General features: G+C 66.4%; 17 protein-coding genes. 11 read left to right on the top strand and 6 right to left on the bottom strand.

Annotated elements, in window-relative coordinates; all coding sequences use genetic code 11:
- The first annotated feature begins 17 nt into the window (after positions 1-17).
- Complete coding sequence (locus EYS21_RS01685) at positions 18-1,274, top strand: MFS transporter (protein ID WP_131131390.1); 1,257 nt, start codon at positions 18-20, stop codon at positions 1,272-1,274.
- A 7-nt stretch (positions 1,275-1,281) separates the two neighbouring features.
- On the opposite strand, the gene EYS21_RS01690 is transcribed toward EYS21_RS01685, so the two are convergent.
- Both EYS21_RS01690 and EYS21_RS01695 read right to left on the bottom strand, forming a co-directional pair.
- Positions 1,282-1,782, bottom strand: coding sequence for an Lrp/AsnC family transcriptional regulator (locus EYS21_RS01690; protein WP_131131391.1), 501 nt, complete (start codon positions 1,780-1,782; stop codon positions 1,282-1,284).
- 124 nt (positions 1,783-1,906) lie between these two features.
- Positions 1,907-3,193: an MFS transporter gene (locus EYS21_RS01695; protein ID WP_131131392.1), complete on the bottom strand. Its 1,287-nt coding sequence runs from the start codon at positions 3,191-3,193 to the stop codon at positions 1,907-1,909.
- A gap of 101 nt (positions 3,194-3,294) precedes the next feature.
- Here EYS21_RS01695 and EYS21_RS01700 point away from each other — a divergent pair, with 101 nt between their 5' ends.
- Together EYS21_RS01700 and EYS21_RS01705 are read left to right on the top strand one after the other, a co-directional pair.
- Positions 3,295-4,281 (top strand): LysR family transcriptional regulator, encoded by a 987-nt coding sequence (locus tag EYS21_RS01700; RefSeq protein WP_131131393.1) that lies wholly within the window; start codon positions 3,295-3,297, stop codon positions 4,279-4,281.
- 132 nt (positions 4,282-4,413) lie between these two features.
- Complete coding sequence (locus EYS21_RS01705; protein WP_242633269.1) at positions 4,414-5,286, top strand: BadF/BadG/BcrA/BcrD ATPase family protein; 873 nt, start codon at positions 4,414-4,416, stop codon at positions 5,284-5,286.
- Positions 5,287-5,305: 19 nt separating this feature from the next.
- On the opposite strand, the gene EYS21_RS01710 is transcribed toward EYS21_RS01705, so the two are convergent.
- Positions 5,306-6,346: a pirin family protein gene (locus EYS21_RS01710; protein WP_131131395.1), complete on the bottom strand. Its 1,041-nt coding sequence runs from the start codon at positions 6,344-6,346 to the stop codon at positions 5,306-5,308.
- A 190-nt stretch (positions 6,347-6,536) separates the two neighbouring features.
- Here EYS21_RS01710 and EYS21_RS01715 point away from each other — a divergent pair, with 190 nt between their 5' ends.
- The 6 genes from EYS21_RS01715 to EYS21_RS01740 all read left to right on the top strand — a co-directional run bounded on the left by EYS21_RS01715 (position 6,537) and on the right by EYS21_RS01740 (position 12,294).
- Positions 6,537-7,637: an ATP-binding cassette domain-containing protein gene (locus EYS21_RS01715; protein ID WP_131131396.1), complete on the top strand. Its 1,101-nt coding sequence runs from the start codon at positions 6,537-6,539 to the stop codon at positions 7,635-7,637.
- Entirely contained in the window at positions 7,637-8,341 is a 705-nt protein-coding gene (locus tag EYS21_RS01720; protein WP_131131397.1) for an ABC transporter permease, read from the top strand. Before EYS21_RS01715 ends, EYS21_RS01720 begins: the two co-directional genes overlap by 1 nt.
- Entirely contained in the window at positions 8,338-9,084 is a 747-nt protein-coding gene (locus EYS21_RS01725; protein WP_131131398.1) for an ABC transporter permease, read from the top strand. The genes EYS21_RS01720 and EYS21_RS01725 overlap by 4 nt, the downstream gene beginning before the upstream one ends.
- A complete protein-coding gene (locus EYS21_RS01730; RefSeq protein WP_131131399.1) occupies positions 9,081-10,037 on the top strand; it encodes an ABC transporter substrate-binding protein in 957 nt (318 codons plus the stop codon). Before EYS21_RS01725 ends, EYS21_RS01730 begins: the two co-directional genes overlap by 4 nt.
- Before the next feature lie 131 nt (positions 10,038-10,168).
- A complete protein-coding gene (locus tag EYS21_RS01735) occupies positions 10,169-11,389 on the top strand; it encodes a pyridoxal phosphate-dependent aminotransferase (protein WP_131131400.1) in 1,221 nt (406 codons plus the stop codon).
- A 50-nt stretch (positions 11,390-11,439) separates the two neighbouring features.
- Positions 11,440-12,294 carry a polyphosphate kinase 2 family protein gene (locus EYS21_RS01740; protein ID WP_131131401.1) on the top strand — a complete coding sequence of 285 codons (855 nt, stop codon included), beginning with the start codon at positions 11,440-11,442 and terminating at the stop codon, positions 12,292-12,294.
- 22 nt (positions 12,295-12,316) lie between these two features.
- Here EYS21_RS01740 and EYS21_RS01745 read toward each other — a convergent pair whose 3' ends face one another.
- Positions 12,317-12,535: an exodeoxyribonuclease VII small subunit gene (locus EYS21_RS01745; protein ID WP_131131402.1), complete on the bottom strand. Its 219-nt coding sequence runs from the start codon at positions 12,533-12,535 to the stop codon at positions 12,317-12,319.
- Positions 12,516-13,841 (bottom strand): exodeoxyribonuclease VII large subunit, encoded by a 1,326-nt coding sequence (gene xseA / locus EYS21_RS01750; RefSeq protein ID WP_131131403.1) that lies wholly within the window; start codon positions 13,839-13,841, stop codon positions 12,516-12,518. Before xseA ends, EYS21_RS01745 begins: the two co-directional genes overlap by 20 nt.
- A 184-nt stretch (positions 13,842-14,025) precedes the next feature.
- On the opposite strand from xseA, the gene EYS21_RS01755 reads away from it, so the two are divergent.
- Positions 14,026-14,877: a hypothetical protein gene (locus EYS21_RS01755; RefSeq protein WP_131131404.1), complete on the top strand. Its 852-nt coding sequence runs from the start codon at positions 14,026-14,028 to the stop codon at positions 14,875-14,877.
- A gap of 9 nt (positions 14,878-14,886) precedes the next feature.
- On the top strand, positions 14,887-15,966 hold the full coding sequence (locus EYS21_RS01760) for a 4-hydroxy-3-methylbut-2-enyl diphosphate reductase (RefSeq protein WP_131131405.1): 1,080 nt from the start codon (positions 14,887-14,889) through the stop codon (positions 15,964-15,966).
- A 15-nt stretch (positions 15,967-15,981) separates the two neighbouring features.
- Here the strand turns inward: EYS21_RS01760 and EYS21_RS01765 are convergent, their stop codons facing one another.
- Positions 15,982-17,193, bottom strand: coding sequence for a DNA recombination protein RmuC (locus tag EYS21_RS01765; protein WP_131131406.1), 1,212 nt, complete (start codon positions 17,191-17,193; stop codon positions 15,982-15,984).
- Positions 17,194-17,322 lie beyond the last annotated feature (129 nt).

Consider the following 17,322-nt stretch of genomic DNA (forward strand, 5'->3'; position numbering starts at 1 on the left):
GAAGCAAAGGCACGCGAATGACTGTCTTCAGTGAACTCCGCATGCGGCCCGCCACCGCCGGGCGTGCGGGGTGGGACGCCTCCACCACTGCACGGCTGGTGATGGCGGGAACCGTCATCTTCACGCTGCTGGTGGGCGCCAACCTGGCAACGCCCCTGTACCCGCTGCTGCAGGAAAACCTGGGCCTCTCGACGTTCGGGATCACCGTCGCGTTCGCAAGTTACGTCCTCGCCCTCGTATCCACGCTCATACTCGCGGGGCACTGGTCGGACCATATCGGCCGGCGGGCTGCCCTGATCCTTGCCGTGGTGGTGGGGCTCGCTGGCGGCTGGATTTTCGCCCAGGCGGAGGGGCTGGCGGCACTTTCCGCCGGACGCGCCCTGCAGGGCGTCGCCGTGGCCCTCGCCACCGGCGCGAGTGCGGCCGCCCTGCGTGAACTGCTGCCCTCCCGCCCCGAATGGGCCTCGCGCTTTACGCTCCTGGCCTCTGCCGGGGGTGTGGCGGCAGGCCCGGTCATTGGCGGCGTCCTGTCGATGCTGCCCGGGCCGACGACGGCGCCGTACTACGTGCACTCCGCGGTACTTGCCTGCCTGCTCGTGCCCCTCTACCTGCTCCAGGCGCGGCCTGCAATGATGCCCGCGGACCCTGCCAGGCCATTCAAGGCGCTGGCGCCGCGCCGGCCGTCCGTGTCCACCGAGGCGAGGGGTGCCTTTTGGCTCGCGGCCGCCGTCGGCTTCCTCAGCTTTTCCGTCTTTGGCTTCTGCCTGTCCCTGGCGCCGGGCTATTTTGCCCAGATCGTGCACGCAGAGTCGCGCCCCGTCATCGGCGCCCTGGCGGGCATCACTCTGGGCGCATCTGCCCTGAGCCAGCTGCTCAGCGTACGTGGCCGCTATGCGGTGCCGGCAGGGCTGGCCGTCCTCGGCATTTCGGTGCTGCTGCTGGCTGCCTCCGCGGCGTGGAACAGTCCGCTGTTGCTGGTGCTGGCCAGCATCTGTGCCGGGCTGGGCCAGGGGGTGGCGTTCCGCACTGTCTTCAACGACGTCGCCGGAAAGGTGGAGCCGTCCCACCACGCCCGGATCATCAGCACGGTGTACGTGATCACGTACCTTGGCAGCGCGGTGCCCGTCCTGGGACTGGGATGGGCGACGGCGGTGTTCGGGCTGCAGGCGTCCGTCGCCGGGTTTGTGGTGCTGTGCAGCGCGGCTGCCATGGTGCTCGCGGGAGTCACCATGCGTTCAGCGATGCAGCCGGGCGCCCGCCGCCAGCAGCAATAAGGCAGGCCTATTCGGGCAGCGGCCCGTGGTTTCCCTGGATGTGGTCGAAGACCAGGGTTGTCTCCGTGTGGCCCACCACGGGGTCCGTCGCCAAATTGTCCAGCACCCAGTCGCGCAGGTCCTCTGTGCTGGCCACGGCGATGTGCAGGAGGTAGTCCACGGAGCCTGAGGTGTGGAACGTGGAGAGCACAGCCGGCAGGTGCGGAACCCGTGCGGTGAAGCGGTCGATCTGGTCCCTGTCATGGGCCCTGAGCCGGACGGCCACCAGAGCCTGGACAGAGCGTCCGATGGCGGACAGGCTGAGTTTGGCTTCAAAGCCCTGGACGATGCCGCGTTCGGAGAGTGCCCGGGTGCGCATCAGGGCCGTCGAGGGGGCGATGCCCACGAGTTCGGCCAGCTGCTTGTTCGAGATCCGGGCGTCGTCCACCAGGGCTGCGAGCAGCCGCTCGTCGATGGCATCCAGGGGTTCGGTGTGCCCCGGCCGGACGTTCTTGGCGTTACTGCTCATGGGATCTCCTCAAAGTGTTCTGAGTTCATCCTAGACGCCAGATTCCGGCCGTTCACCCCCGTCCCGGTCCGTCTGTCCGAATATTCGCCAGGAGATCAGGCCATGGGCAGCGGATAGTTCGCTCCTAGGCGGCGGCAGCTTCCGGCCGCCCGGCCTCCGGCGCGGTGGTTGCGCGGGTTTCGCGCCAGGGATGGGCGACGGCGACAGTCACCGCCGTGAGGCAGGCCAGGACCATCACGGTCCCGGCCAGCGCCGGCCAGCCCCAGGACTGGAACACCAGTCCGCCGGCCCAGCCGATGACGCTGGAGCCCAGGTAGTAGGACAGGTTGTACAGCGAAGCCGCCTGTGCCCGGCCCGTGGAAGCGATGCTGCCCGTCCAGCCTGCGCCGATGCTGTGGGCGGCGAAGAACCCTCCAGTGAAGACGACGAGGCCCAGCAGGATGATGGCCAGCATCTCCGTCAGGGTCAGGGCCAGCCCGGCCACCATCAGGATGACCCCGGCCAGCAGGACGTTCCGACGCCCGAACCTCAGTGTCAGCGCCGCTGCCCAGCGTGAGGAGAACGTTCCGGACAGGTATGCGAGGAAGATCAGGCTGATCAGTGTGGCCGGCAGGGTGAAGGGCGCACCGGCCAGGCGGAAGCCGAGGTAGTTGTACACCGCCACAAAGCCGCCCATCAGCAGGAAGGCCTGGACATACAGAGCCAACAGCCTTCGGTTGCGGATATGCCCGGCGAGGGTCTTCCACGCACCCCGCAATCCCGCCGCTTTGGCTGGTGTGAATCCCCGGGCCTTGGGGACGAGCAGCAGGAAAAGTACCGCTGCGAGGGTGGCCAGCAGGGAAACGGCAAGTGCGGCCGCCCGCCAGCCCCACAATTCGCCGACGGGTCCGGCAACAAGCCGCCCGGCGAGGCCGCCCAGGGTGGTTCCCGCGACGTAGCTGCCGGCCGCCAGGGCAGCATGTGCCTTGTTTACTTCCTCGTTCAGGTACGCAATGGCGATCGCGGGGATCCCTCCCAGCGCCATGCCCTCGAGCAGCCGCAGTCCCAGGAGCATCCCGAAGCTGTCGGCCAGCGGCACCAGCAGGCCGAGGACCGTGGCCGCCGTGATCCCCATGGCCATGGCTTTGACCCGTCCGATCCTGTCCGCCAGGAAAGACCATGGGATGACGGTGACCGCCAGTCCGACGGTGGCCAGCGAAATGGTCAGGGCGGCTTCGGCGGCCGTAATCTGCAGGTCCGTTGCCATGATGGGCAACACCGCCTGGGTGGAATAGAGCTGGGCAAAGGTGGCGACGCCGGCAAAGGCCAGGCCGGCCAGCACCTTTCCGTACGCAGCAGACCCCTTCGGGTGGCCATCCCACGCTTTGGGATTCGACGCGTCATTGCCTGCCGTCCGCGGATATGTGCCCATTTCTCCACCCTAGACCCAAGGGAATATATGCTTCCAATGCATGTTTAGATGAAATTTCATATCAAATATGGAACGATAAACGGACCTCGAAGGGCGGCTCCATGGACGCTGACCATAAACAGCTCGCACAGTTGCTTCCGTTGCTGCCTTTGCTCGCGGAGCTGGGACGGACGCAGCACGTGACCGAAACGGCGGAGCTGCTGGGTGTGCCGCAGTCCACCGTGAGCCGTGCGCTCAGCCGCGCCAGCGCCGCCGTCGGAACCGAACTCCTGATCCGGGACGGCAGGGGAGTCCGGCTGACCTCCGCCGCCCGGACCCTGCTGCCGTTCATCGAGGCGGCTTTGTCTGAGTTCCAGGCCGGGCTGGACCTGGTCAGGCACGAATCGGATGTGGTCCGGGGAAGGATTTCCATCTCGTTCCAGCACACCTTCGGTGAGGCGACGTTGCCGCTGCTCATCAGCGCCTTCCGCAGCAGGCATCCGGAAGCCGGCTTCACGTTCAGCCAGGGTGCCCGGGACAGCTGCCTCGCGGAACTCGCATCCGGCGCGGCTGACCTTGCCCTCACAGCTCCGGTGGCACCGGCGGGCCGCACAGTCTCGTCGGCTGCCCTTTACCGTGAACCGCTGCGGCTGGTGGTCCATCACGCCCATCCGCTGGCCTCCCGGCGCAGCGCCCGGATCCAGGAGATCAGGAGCGATCCCTTTGTGGCAATGGGGTCCGGTTACGGTCTGAGGTCCCTGACAGATGCACTATTCCGCGAAGCGGGTTTCCGGCCGCGCATCGCCTTTGAAAGCCAGGATTCGCATACAGTGCGGGGGCTGGTCTCGGCCGGGCTCGGCGTGAGCATCCTTCCGCCTGGCGGCAATGGCCCGGGGCGTGACGTCAGCCCGGAGACAGGCAACCTCGGCTGGGTTGAAGTCGCAATCGAGTCGGACCTGGCATCCCGTGAAATCGGGCTGGCATGGCGGGTTCGGAAGCCTGGCCCCGATGCGGAATCCGACGCAGTCCGGCTTTTCCGCGAGATGGTGCTCCAGGAAGGCCCCCAGTTGCTGGCAGGCCTGGTCAGGTCCCGGTCCGGCGGCGCGTGAAATATGGCGACGGCGGCACGGGCTTCCAGCGTCAGGCTCAGTAGGCTGGGTGACGTGACTTACAGCGAAAACCCCAACACTGCACCTACCGAAGCACACGGCACCGCGAGGCCTGGCCCGCTGTCGGGAGTCATCATCGGACTGGACATCGGGGGCACCAAGACCCGCGGCGTGCGCTTCGAGGACGGGAAGGCAGTCGCGGATGAGTCAGCCGGCAGCTCCAACGTCCAGAACGTCAGCCGTGAAGACGCGGCCCTCAACCTGGCTGACCTGTTTGCACGGATCGGCGGGGGCCAGGTGTCCCAGGTCTATGCCGGCGCCGGCGGCATCGACACGGACGATGACGCCGCAGCGCTCGCGGCGCTGATCGAACCCCACGTTCCCGGAGCCAGGATCACAGTGGTCCATGACTCGCGCCTGCTCCTGGCGGCCGGACGCGCCAGTACCGGCGTTGCGGTGATTGCCGGAACGGGTTCCGCCGCGTGGGGCAGGAACGCCGACGGAGACGAGGCCCGGGCCGGCGGCTGGGGCTATCTCCTCGGTGATGAAGGCAGCGGCTACTGGCTGGGGCGCGAAGCGGTCCGCTACAGCCTGCGCCGGATGAACCAGGGCCTGCCCGTCGACAGGCTGACGGCGGCGCTCCTTGCATCCTGCGGCGTGGATGACCCCAACCGGCTGATCTCCCTGTTCCATTCCCCTGACACCGGCCGGCGCTTCTGGGCCCAGCAGGCCCGTCCCGTGGTGGAGACGGCCGCCGCCGGCCACCCCGCGAGCCTGGAGCTCTTGGACCGGGCCGGCAGCGACCTTGCCGGCCTGGCCGCGCAGGCACTCGGAAAGCTCGGCATTGCTGGTCCCGTCATCCTGGGTGGCGGCCTCGGCATGAACGTGGTCCCGCTCCAGGATGCCTTCCGCAAGCACCTGGCCGCCGCAGGCATCACCGACGTGCGGGTACTGGACCAGGAACCGGTGTTTGGTGTCCTGCAGCTGGTCTCCGAGCAGGACTAAAGCCTGGTGGACCGGCCGGTCAGGGGCGTGTGCTCCGTTTCCGCGGCGTCAGCCTGACGGTGGGCAGCAGGGGCGCCGGGATGCGGCCGGCTTCAGCGCCCGCCTCCGGGCCATGCCCTTCGACCAGTCCGTAACGGGAGCCCCGGGCTTCCGCGTCGGCTAAACCGTCCTGGGCCTGCCACGCCTCGCGGGCTTCCTCCACTTCCTCATGGGTGCGGGCCACGAAGTTCCACCACATCAGCAGTTCCTCCTGGAACGGTTCACCGCCGATGATCACGAAGCGTGTGTCCGGGAGGGCCTGCACAGCCAGCACTGAGCGGCCCACGCCCAGGTAGCCCAGGGGCCCCGGCGGAATCTCCTGCCCGTCCACCACCAGCCCGCCGTCGAGCACCAGGACGGCATGTTCGAAGTGTTGGTTGAGGGGCAGGACGACTGGACCCGCGCACGAGATGTCTGCACCGACAATGGGGGAGTACATGGTTGCCGGCGACGTTGCGCCGGCAAATTCCCCCACCATTACCGTGGCCGTGAAATTTTCACCCGTCACGGTGGGAAGTTCGCGGTGCTGCTCGAAGGCAGGCTCCCGGTGCCGCTGGCTGTCCGGGAGCGCCACCCAGAGCTGAAGGCCACGCTGCAGCGGCAGCTGCCCGCCGCCCTCAGAGGCTGGCAGCGGCGACGGAAGAACAGCGAACTCCGAGTGGGATACGCCCCGTCCCGCCGTCATGATGTTCAGCTCGCCGGGGCGGACCACGACGTCGCTGCCCACACTGTCCCGGTGCCGGATATTCCCGGCCAGCGGCCACGTCACGGTCTGCAGCCCGATGTGCGGGTGGGGGAGCACCGACATGGCGGTGCGGTCGGGGCCGAAGCTGTCCAGGAAGCACCAGGCCCCTATGGTCGGCAGTCCCCGCTGGGGCAGGGTGCGCCGGACATTCATGGCACGCACTCCGCCCAGCGGAACTTCCCGTTCCGGCCAGAGCTGCAGGCACGGGCCCGAGCTCTCCTCGGGGGCCGCCGGGGGACAAATTTCCTGCTCGGGAGTCACTTCGAGATTGGTCACAGTCCAACTCTAGGCGGCCCATCCGCGCAGTCGAGGTCTCCGAATGATTACAGTAGGGCTTCCTTCGCCCACTTTTGGTGCGCCACTGGTTAAGCTGGGGTCGGATGAGGGTTGCCGTGATTATCAGTATGCTTATTGATCGGGTTGATCCACACTCCGATGCCGTCCAACAGAACAGGTAAGTCCCGCAATGGACCAGGCCATGATTGAGTTCCACAGCGTCACCAAGCAGTATCAGGGCGGGCACCCGGCCGTGGACCAGCTGACCATGTCCATCGACAGGGGCGCGATCACTGTCTTCGTGGGCCCGTCCGGCTGCGGGAAAACCACGTCGCTGCGGATGATCAACCGCATGGTCGAGCCCACGTCCGGTGTCATCACCGTGGATGGCAAGGACGTCACGTCCGTTCCCGCGGCGGAGCTCCGGCGCTCCATGGGCTATGTGATGCAGTCTTCCGGGCTCATGCCGCACCGTTCAGTGCTGGACAATATCGCCACCGTTCCCCGCCTCAACGGCGTCTCCAAGGCTGAGGCGCGCAAACGCGCTGAAGAGCTGCTCGACGTCGTCGGCCTGGCGTCCACCCTCGGAAGGCGCTACCCCTCCCAGCTGTCCGGCGGGCAGCAGCAGCGCGTCGGCGTGGCCCGCGCGCTCGCAGCCGACCCGCCCGTGCTCCTGATGGACGAGCCGTTCAGTGCCGTGGATCCAGTGGTGCGGGACGAGCTCCAGCAGGAACTCCTGCGGCTGCAGAAGGACCTCGCCAAGACCATCGTTTTTGTTACCCACGATATTGACGAAGCCACGGTCCTGGGGGACAAGGTGGCGGTGTTTGCCGTGGGCGGCAAGCTGGCGCAGTACGCCACGCCGGAGGAGATCCTGCGCGCGCCGGCCAATGACTTCGTTGCGGCTTTCGTCGGCCGGGACCGGGGGTTCCGGCACCTGGGATTCACCGCGTCCGACGGCGTGACCATCCACCCGGTGCCCACGCTCGTCCGGGGAGACTCAGGCTTCGCCGGGGATCCCGACGCCGTGTCCGGCTGGCAGCTGGTGGTGGACGCCGGAATGCGTCCCCTGGGCTGGGCGAGCCCGGGAACGGACACCGAACTCATTCCCGGCGGTTCCCTGTTCCGCCCCGGAGAGACCCTCCGCCGGGCCTTGGACGCGGCGCTCTCGTCGCCGTCGGGCCAAGGCGTGGCCGTTGACCGGGAGGGCCGCGTCCTGGGCACCATCAGGGCCCACGAAGTCCTTGCCGTCATTGAGGAAGCCCGCCAGGTCCGGCAGGCTGCACTCTGATGGACTGGTTCCTGGCAAACAGCGGCATGGTCCTGGAACGGGCCGGCCAGCACCTGGTGCTTGCACTCATCCCGATGGTCCTCGGGCTGGTCATTTCCATCCCGCTGGCCCAGCTCGCCCGGATGAATTCCACACTGCGGTCTGTCGTTGTGACCGCAAGTTCGCTGCTGTACACCATCCCGTCGCTGGCCTTGTTTATCATCCTGCCTCCCCTCCTCGGGACGCGGATCCTCGATCCGGTGAACGTCATTGTTGCCCTCACCCTGTACGCGGTGGCCCTGCTGGTGCGGGCCGCACTCGATGCTTTTGACTCCGTGGACGAAAACCTGCGCCAGGCTGCGGTGGCCATGGGCTACAAGCCGTGGCTGCGCTTCTTCCAGATCGACCTGCCGCTCTCCCTGCCCGTGATGTTCGCCGGGCTCCGGGTGGTCTCCGTCAGCAACATCTCCCTCGTCAGCGTTGCCGCGCTCCTCGGAGTGGGCAACCTGGGCATGCTGTTTACGGACGGCCTGCAGCGGACCTTCGTCACGGAAGTCGTGGTGGGCATTGTTGCCATCCTGGTGCTTGCCCTGCTGATGGACGCGGTGCTGGTGCTTCTGGAGCGGCTGCTGACGCCGTGGACGCGGGCGGCAAAATCGCCGGCGGCGGATGCGGAGCGGATGGACGCGGCAGGCCTGCCCGGGATTGCAGGGGCGGCCGGATGAGCAACATCTTCCTTGACACGTTCGCCTGGCTCACCGACCCCGCACACTGGTCCGGAAGCTCCGGCATCGGCATGCGCTTGCTGGAGCATCTCCAATACAGCGGCCTGGTGCTCCTGATCGCGTCAGCCATCGCCGTCCCCGCGGGGCTGTACATCGGGCACACCGGCCGCGGCCGGGTGGTTGCCGTTGCCGTGGCCGGTGCCCTCCGTGCGCTGCCCACCCTGGGTTTGCTGGTCCTGTTCGCCTTGCTCGCGGGCAGCAGCCTGATGCCACCGGTGTGGGCCCTGGTGATCCTCACCGTTCCGCCGCTGCTCGCGGGAACCTATGCCGGAATCTCCAGCGTTGACCGGACGGTGGTGGATGCTGCCCGGGCCATGGGGATGACCGAACTGCAGATCCTGTTCCGGGTGGAAGTACCCAACGGTTTGCAGGTGATGTTCGGCGGCATCCGGACGGCCGTGCTCCAGGTCATCGCCACGGTGTCCGTTGTGGCGTACCTGCCGCTCGGCGGCCTCGGCCGGTATCTTTTTGACGGCCTGGTCCTGCAGGATTTCCCCCGGATGCTCGCCGGTTCGCTGCTCATCGCGGGCCTGGCCATCGCCGTCGACCTTATCCTCGCCGGGGTGCAGAGAATGCTTCTGTCGCCCGGCCTGTCCACCGATCCCCACGGCGGCCACAAGGCCACCGCCGATCTCACAGCTGCCGCGCCTGCGGCAGCCGCTGTTCAAGGAGGCACCCCATGAAGAAAACCGCCCGGACAACCGTTACCCGCCGGGGCCTCGCCGGCCTGGCGGCGGGCGTCGGCATCGCCGTCGCTCTTTCCGCCTGTGGCGGCGGCGACCCGCTGTCGACGCCCAGCACCACCGGAACCGGCGGTTCAACCGGCGGCCCGCTGGTGGTGGGATCGGCGGACTTCCCGGAAAGCCAGATCGTGGCCGAGATCTACGCCGGCGCGCTGACGGCAGCCGGCGTCACGGCCAGCACCAAGCCGAATATCGGCTCCCGCGAGATCTACTTCAAGGCCGTGCAGGACGGTTCCGTGGATCTGGTCCCGGACTACTCCGGCAACCTGCTCTCGCACGTGGACCCGGAGGCCGCAGAGGTCTCGGCCGACGACATCTACAAGGCCCTGCCAGGGAAGCTTCCCGAGGGACTGGCAGTCCTGGAAGCAGCAAAGGCTGAGTCCAAGGACGCCATGGTGGTCACCAAAGCCACGGCCGAGAAGTACCAGCTGAAGTCCATCGAGGACCTGGCCAAGGTATGCAAGGACCTGACCATGGCGGCGCCGGCAACGTTTGAAACCCGTGCCTACGGCTTCCCGGGGCTCAAGGCGAACTACGGGTGTGAACTTAAAGCGCTGAAGCCCTTCAGCGACGGCGGCGGCAACCTGACGCTGCAGGCCCTGCTGACCGATGACGTCCAGGTGGCGGACATCTACACCACCACCCCGTCCATCGCGGACAACGACCTTGTGGTGCTGGCGGATCCGAAGAACAACTTCAAGGCCCAGCAGGTCCTGCCGCTGTACAACAAGGCAAAGATGACCGACAAGGCCAAGGAAGCCCTCAACGCCGTTTCCCGGGTCCTGACCACCGATGACCTGGTCAACCTCAACCGTGCGGTCAGCGGCAGCCAGAAGCAGAACGCCAAGGACGCCGCGGCGGCCTGGCTCAAGGACAAGGGCATCGTCAAGTAACGGCTGGCCTCTGCAGTACCCCGACGGCGGCTGCCGGACTTACGAGAGTCCGGCAGCCGCCGTCGTACGTGCGCCGCGGGTGTGGGCGAGGTCTCAACGGAAGTACATCCTTCCTGTGGCATATTTGATGGATGGCAGAATTCAGGCAGTCCACCAAGCTTCACAACGTCCTTTACGACATCCGTGGACCGATTCTTCAGGCCGCCCAGCAGATGGAGGCGGAGGGTCACCGGATCCTCAAACTGAACATCGGAAACCCCGCGCCGTTTGGATTTGAAGCCCCGGACGCCATCCTGGTGGACATGATCCGCCACCTGCCGCATGCCCAGGGGTACAGCGACTCCCGCGGCATCTTCTCGGCCCGCACCGCCGTGTCGCAGTACTACCAAACGCGCGGCATCCAGAACATCCATGTTGACGACATCTACCTCGGCAACGGCGTCAGCGAGCTCATCACCATGTCGCTCATGGCGTTGCTGGACGACGGCGATGAGGTCCTCATTCCCACGCCGGACTACCCGCTGTGGACGGCTTCCGTGGCCTTGGCCGGCGGCAAGCCCGTGCACTACCTCTGCGACGAGGAGTCCGGCTGGCAGCCCGACCTTGAAGACATGGAAGCCAAGATCACGCCCCGCACCAAGGGCATCGTGGTGATCAACCCGAACAATCCCACAGGCGCCGTATACCCCGAAGAGACGCTCAAGAAGATCGTGGCCCTGGCCGAGAAACACGGGCTGGTCCTTTTCGCCGATGAAATCTACGAAAAGATCCTCTACGAGGATGCCGTCCACGTGAACCTGGCCGGGCTGACCGGCGACGACGTCCTCTGCCTCACCTTCAGCGGGCTCTCCAAGGCCTACCGTGTCTGCGGCTACCGCGCGGGCTGGATGGCCATTTCCGGACCCAAAAAGGAAGCCGCCGATTACCTGGAGGGCATCAACCTGCTGGCCAACATGCGCCTGTGCGCCAACGTGCCCGCCCAGCACGCCATCCAGACAGCGTTGGGCGGATACCAGAGCATCAACGACCTCATCCTTCCCGGCGGAAGGCTGCTGGAACAGCGCAACAAGGCCTACGACATGCTGAACGCCATCCCCGGAGTCAGCACGCAGCAGGCCAGGGGCGCGCTCTACCTCTTCCCCCGGCTGGACCCCGAGGTCTACCACATCCGCGATGACGAGAAATTCGTGCTGGACCTGCTGCGGGAGCAGAAAATCCTGGTTTCCCACGGCCGTGCCTTCAACTGGGTGCGCCCGGACCACTTCCGGATGGTCACGCTGCCCAACGTCAAGGACATCGAGGAAGCCGTGGGACGCATGGGGGACTTCCTAAGCAGGTACCAGGGGAACTAGCCTGTCCTCACGCGCCCATCCCGCGCGTGAACTGCGGACAAAGGATCCCCATGGCCGGCTTGGTTGAGTTCGATCAGCACCCATCTGAAACGCTGAGAATCGGAAGCGGTTTTTCCCTCGCCGACGCGGACCCAGAGGCCACGCCCGGCTATTCGGGCAACAAGACGGACGGCCAAAACATCCTGGCGGAACTGGACGGTGCCCTGGCTGAGCTGCAGGAGAAACTTTTCGCAGAGTCACGTTTCGGTGGGAAAAAACGGCTGCTCCTTATCCTGCAGGCCATGGACACGGCGGGCAAGGGCGGTATCGTCAACCATGTCATGGCCCCGATGGATCCGCAGGGGGTCCAGTTCAAGGCCTTCAAAGCACCCACCGAGGAGGAGAAGTCCTACGACTTCCTGTGGAGGATCGAGAAAGCCGTGCCCGCCGCGGGCATGGTGGGAATCTTCGACCGGTCCCATTATGAAGACGTCCTGATCCACCGGGTCCACAACTGGGCGACGCCCGAGGAGATCAAGCGCCGGTACCGTGCCATCAACGAATTCGAGGCACGCCAGACTGACGCCGGCACCAAAATCCTCAAGGTAATGCTGAACATCAGCAAGGCCGAACAGAAGGCCCGGCTCCTTGCCCGGCTGGACAACCCCGGCAAGCACTGGAAATACAGCAGCGGTGACCTTAAGGAACGGGCGTTCTGGAACGACTACATGGACGCCTACCAGGCTGCATTCGACCAAACCAATACCGAAGCGGCCCCGTGGCACGTGGTCCCGGCCAACAAGAAATGGTTTGCCAGGATCGCCGTGCAGCAGCTCGTGATGGGAGCCCTGACTGACCTGAGGCTGGAATGGCCGAAGGCCCAGTTTGATGTGCCCATCGAACGGGAGCTCGTGGACAGGTCCTGAGCCGAAAGGTTGTTCGGGGCGTTTAGAGGGGCTGGTCCCGGGAAGCCGCCAGGCGCTTCCGGGCGCCTTCGAGCCACTCCTCGCAGCGTTTGGCCAGGGCTTCGCCGCGTTCCCAGAGGGCCAGCGACTCCTCCAGGCTCGCCCCTCCGGCTTCCAGCTTGCCCACTACGCCGATGAGCTGCTCGCGGGCTTCCTCGTAGCTCAGCGCGTCAATTTCCGGATCAGGCTTTGTCTCGGGCATGTGCTTCTCCTTGTTGAAGTTCCCCTGTGGATGTGGCCCCAAAGAGGCCGTGGGCGACCCGCACCGACAGCGCGGTTCCGGACGGCGCCTCCGACGGGTCACGGACGACGGCATGGCCCGCGGCTTCTGTTGCCCGGGCGGGCCGGCCGTAGGCAAGTTCCACCACCGCGTAGCCGCGGTCGAGCGTTTTTTGCGGTGAAAGTGCCCGCACCTGGGCCTGCAGGTGGACCAGCTGGTCGGCGGCACGCACCACCAGTGAGCTGACCGCGGCGGACGACCTGCGCAGCAGGCGCTCGATCTCCTCGGCGCGGCCGGTCACCATGGTTTCCGGCGCCGACAGGACCGGGCGGGACTGCAGGGCGTGGAGGCGGTCGGTCTCCCGGTCCACGAGCCGGCTGATGCAGCGGCGGAGCTGCTCCCGGGCCTGGCGGACGCCTGCCAGTTCCTCCGCCACGTCCGGGACGATCCGCTTTGCGGCATCCGTTGGCGTTGAAGCCCTCAGGTCGGCGACGTCGTCGAGCAGAGGCCGGTCCGCTTCGTGGCCGATGGCGCTGACCACGGGTGTCACCGCGGCGGCGACAGCCCGGATCAGCTCTTCGCTGTTGAACGGCAGCAGGTCCTCCAGGGCGCCACCGCCCCGGGCGATGACAATAACGTCAACGTCCGGACGGGAATCGAGCTCCTTCAGTGCCCGGACGATCTGGGAGACGGCGGTGTTTCCCTGGACGGCCACCTCACGGACCTCAAATTCCACTGCCGGCCACCGAAGTGCCGCATTCTGCAGGACGTCCTTCTTGGCGTCGGAATCCCGCCCGGTGATGAGGCCGATGCGGTGGGGCAGCAGGGGCAGGGGCTTCTTGCGGGAGTCGGCAAACAGGCCCTCGGCTGCGAGGGCCTGCCGCAGGCGTTCGATCCGCGCCAGCAAGTCGCCAAGCCCCACCGGCCTGATGTCCCTGACCTGCATGTTGAGGCGGCCGGTCTTCAGCCAGAACTCCGGCTTGAGCAGGGCGACCACCCGGGATCCACGCTCCAGCGGCATGTTCTGGCGGTCCAGTACTTTGGTCCAGACGGAGGCCGGAAGGGAAACCTCCGCGTCCACATCGCGGAGGGTCAGGTATGCATTTCCGCCGCGGCGGTTCATTTCGATGACCTGGCCCTCGACCCACGCCGACGGCGTCCGGTCGATGTGTGCCTTGAGTTTCTGGGACAGCAGCTGCAATGGCCAGGGATTGTCCGGACTGGTTTCAGCGGCCGTCGCAGGCAGCGTGCTGGCAGCAGTGTCCGGCAGGGCAGCCTGTTCAGGCATGCGCCCTGCCCCGGGAAGCTGTGGCTGGCGGCATGGCGGTCCTTTGCTAGGCAGATGGTGGCTCGTGGTTGAATGGCGGCTGTCATCAACCTTATCCATAAGCACTATCACCGGAGGCGGACATTCACTGTCCAGCCTTCATGCGTAGGATGGCTCCTCAGCCTCCCACCAGTTAGGACCTGCTTTGCGCACCTTCGTTTCAGCCGTGGCCCTCATCATCGGCGTCCTGCTGACCGCCGTCGCCGTCCCCGCGATCTGGGTTGACCGCAACGTGGTGCAGGAGGACGGCTTCGTAGCGCTGTCGGGCCCGCTGGGCCAGGACGCAGACTTCCAGCAGCGGCTCGCGGCCGCAGCTGTCGGAACCATCGACACTGGCGCCGTCCCGGATGCCCTGGCGGACGTCGTCCGGCCGGTGGTCGAAGCGGCGGCCGGATCCCTGACCGGACTGCCGGGTTACCCGGCCGCCTGGGAGGAGACGCTCAGGAAGAGCCATCGGCTGAGCTTTCCCGACCCCGCGTCGCCGCCGGCCTACGCTGAGACCTCCACATCGCTCACGCTGGACGTTGCGCCACTGGTGGCGCTCGCGACGGAGGAGCTTGCACGCACGACCGGCCTGCCGCTGGAAGCGCCGGAGCAGACCCTGATCAACGTCGGACAGCCGGAACACCGGCAATGGATCGAACGGGTGTCCGCGTACGCGCCGCTGGGCTATTCCCTGGCGATCGGCGCCGGAATCGCCCTGGCGCTTGCCCTGGTGGCCGCACGCCGGCGCTGGACCGTGGTTTTCAGCGCGGGCGTTGGGGCGCTTCTTCTGGCCGCGCTGTGGACCTACGGCTCGCAGCTGGCTCGGGATGCCGTCGTGGCGACGGCCAGCGGCAACGAGGTTGCCGACATGTTCAAGGACGCGTTTGCCGCGGCGGCGTCCGGCAGCTTCCAGTCCTGGACTGCCGCAGCCGCGGTTGCCGGCGGTGTGCTTCTCGCGGCCGGCCTTGTGATCGGGATCGCTTCGCGGGGGCGCCGGGCCGTCAGCCGGTAGCATGGAGAAATGACTTCCTCTGCTGTTTCCCTCTCGATGCCAACCGTACCGCGAAGGCGGCGCTCTCCTGAGGAAGTATCCGCCGCTGCACCGGTGACAGGTCCCAAGAAGGTCCTGCTCGCCGCCCCCCGCGGCTATTGCGCCGGTGTGGACAGGGCTGTGATTGCGGTCGAAAAGGCCTTGGAGCACTACGGCCCGCCGGTGTACGTGCGTAAGCAGATCGTGCATAACGTCCACGTGGTGAGCTCGCTCGAGGAGCAGGGCGCCATCTTCGTGGACGAAACCGACGAGGTGCCCGAAGGTGCCCTGGTCATTTTCTCCGCCCACGGTGTATCGCCCGCCGTGGTCCAGTCCGCAGAGGACCGCGGACTGCGCACCATCGATGCCACCTGCCCGCTGGTGACAAAGGTCCACAAGGAAGCCGTCCGGTTCGCCAAGGACGACTTCGACATCCTCCTCATCGGCCACGACGGCCATGAGGAAGTTGAGGGCACCGCGGGCGAAGCCCCGGAGCACATCCAGATCATCAACGGCCCGCATGAAGTGGACAAAGTAACAGTCCGCGACCCCGAAAAGGTCATCTGGCTGTCCCAGACCACCCTGAGCGTTGACGAGACCATGGAGACCGTCCGGCTTCTCAAGGAACGGTTCCCCACCCTCCAGGATCCGCCCAGCGACGACATCTGCTACGCCACCACCAACCGGCAGGTGGCCATCAAGAAGATCTCGCCCCAGGCAGACCTGGTCATCGTGGTGGGTTCGGCCAACTCCTCGAATTCGGTCCGCCTCGTGGAAGTAGCCCTGGAGTACGGCGCCAAGGCCTCCTACCGCGTGGACTTTGCCAACGAAGTGGACGAGGCATGGTTTGAAGGCGTGGCCACCGTCGGCGTCACCTCCGGCGCCTCCGTGCCCGAGGTCCTGGTCAAAGATGTCCTGCGGCTGCTCGCCGACTATGGCTACGGTTCCGTCGAAGAAGTTGTCACCGCCGAGGAAGACCTGCTCTTCTCCTTGCCGAAGGAGCTCCGCGCAACACTCAAGGAAGCCGGCGACGTCAGCCGCGCGCTCGGCGGACGCCGGTCGCGCGACTGACCCGTTCCGCCAGCGTCAGGCCGCGGCCTCGTCCTGCTGAAGTTCCGGCGCCGCGAGTGAACGCGGCGTCACGTCCAGGGCCGGCGGGGTGACAAGGCCGGATCCGTCCATGGCGTTGAGCTTTCGGGCTGTCGGCAGGATCCGGGCCTCAAGCGTTCCGATCATGGAGTTGTAGCGGTCCACTGAGGACTTCAGCGACGATCCCAGCTTGCCCACGTTCTCGCCAAGGGTTCCCATCCGTTCGTACAGCTGATGGGCGAGCTCGAACAGTTCGCGGGCGCTGTCCGTCAGCACATCCTGGCGCCAGGTGAATGCCACGGATTTCAGCACAGCAAGCAGGGTGCTCGGCGATGCCAGGACCACATTCCTGGACAAGGCATGGTCCAGGAGGGTCGCGTCCGCCATGAGCGCCGCCGCCAGGATCGATTCAGCCGGCAGGAAACAGATCACCAGCTCGGGGGTGTTCCCGGGAATGTCCCAGTACTTCTTATTGCTGAGGGCGTCCACATGGGCGCGCAGGGCTTTTGCGTGGGCGGCCAGCAGGGCCTGCTGGGAGTTCTCCGCATGGTTGTTGTGTTCCGTGCCTGATCCGGAACCAAGCTCCTGGGCGGCGAGGTAGGAGGACAACGGCACCTTGGCGTCCACCACCAGCTGCTTTTCCCCGGGCAGCTGGACCACGAGGTCGGGTCGGACCGTGGAGTCCGTTCCGGAACTGTGGACCTGCTCCAGGAAATCCACGTGCTTGAGCATCCCGGATGCCTCCACCACGCGGCGCAGCTGCACCTCGCCCCACTGCCCCCGGGCGCTGTTGGAGCGAAGGGCAGACTCCAGGGCGTGTGTGGAGCGGATCAGCTGGGCGTCGGACAGGCGGGCTTCCTGGAGCTGTTGTGCCAGCTGCCCGTACTGCTCGAGGCGGTCGCGCTCCAGCAGTGCCACCTGCTGCTGCACGGCAGTCAGCTTTTCCGCTACCGGTGCGAGCGCACGCAGCACATTCCCGTCCTGGCTGCGCGAGTCGCCCAGCTCCCGGTTCTGGATGCTGAGGAGGCGGCGTTCGGCGTCGGCGGCCGCGAACTGGGCGCTGACCTCGGAAAGACGGGACGAGACGGCGTCGAAATCCTCCTCAAGCGCGTGTGCGCGTTGGCGGAACGAAAAGTAGGTAGCGGCGGCACCGGCAAAAGCGCCAACCAGAAGCATCAACAGGGCAAGAATCAGGGCGAAAGCATCCATATCCTCACTTTGGCATGCCCCTGTGACAATTTAGGCCAGCGCCAATCCGTCGGGCACGATGTCCGTACGGTGCAGCAGGCCCTCCATTGACGGCCGCGGGAAGGTTCGCGGCCTGCTGCGGGTAGAATC

The sequence above is a fragment of the Arthrobacter sp. S39 genome (assembly GCF_004320525.1).
Lineage (GTDB): Bacteria > Actinomycetota > Actinomycetes > Actinomycetales > Micrococcaceae > Arthrobacter.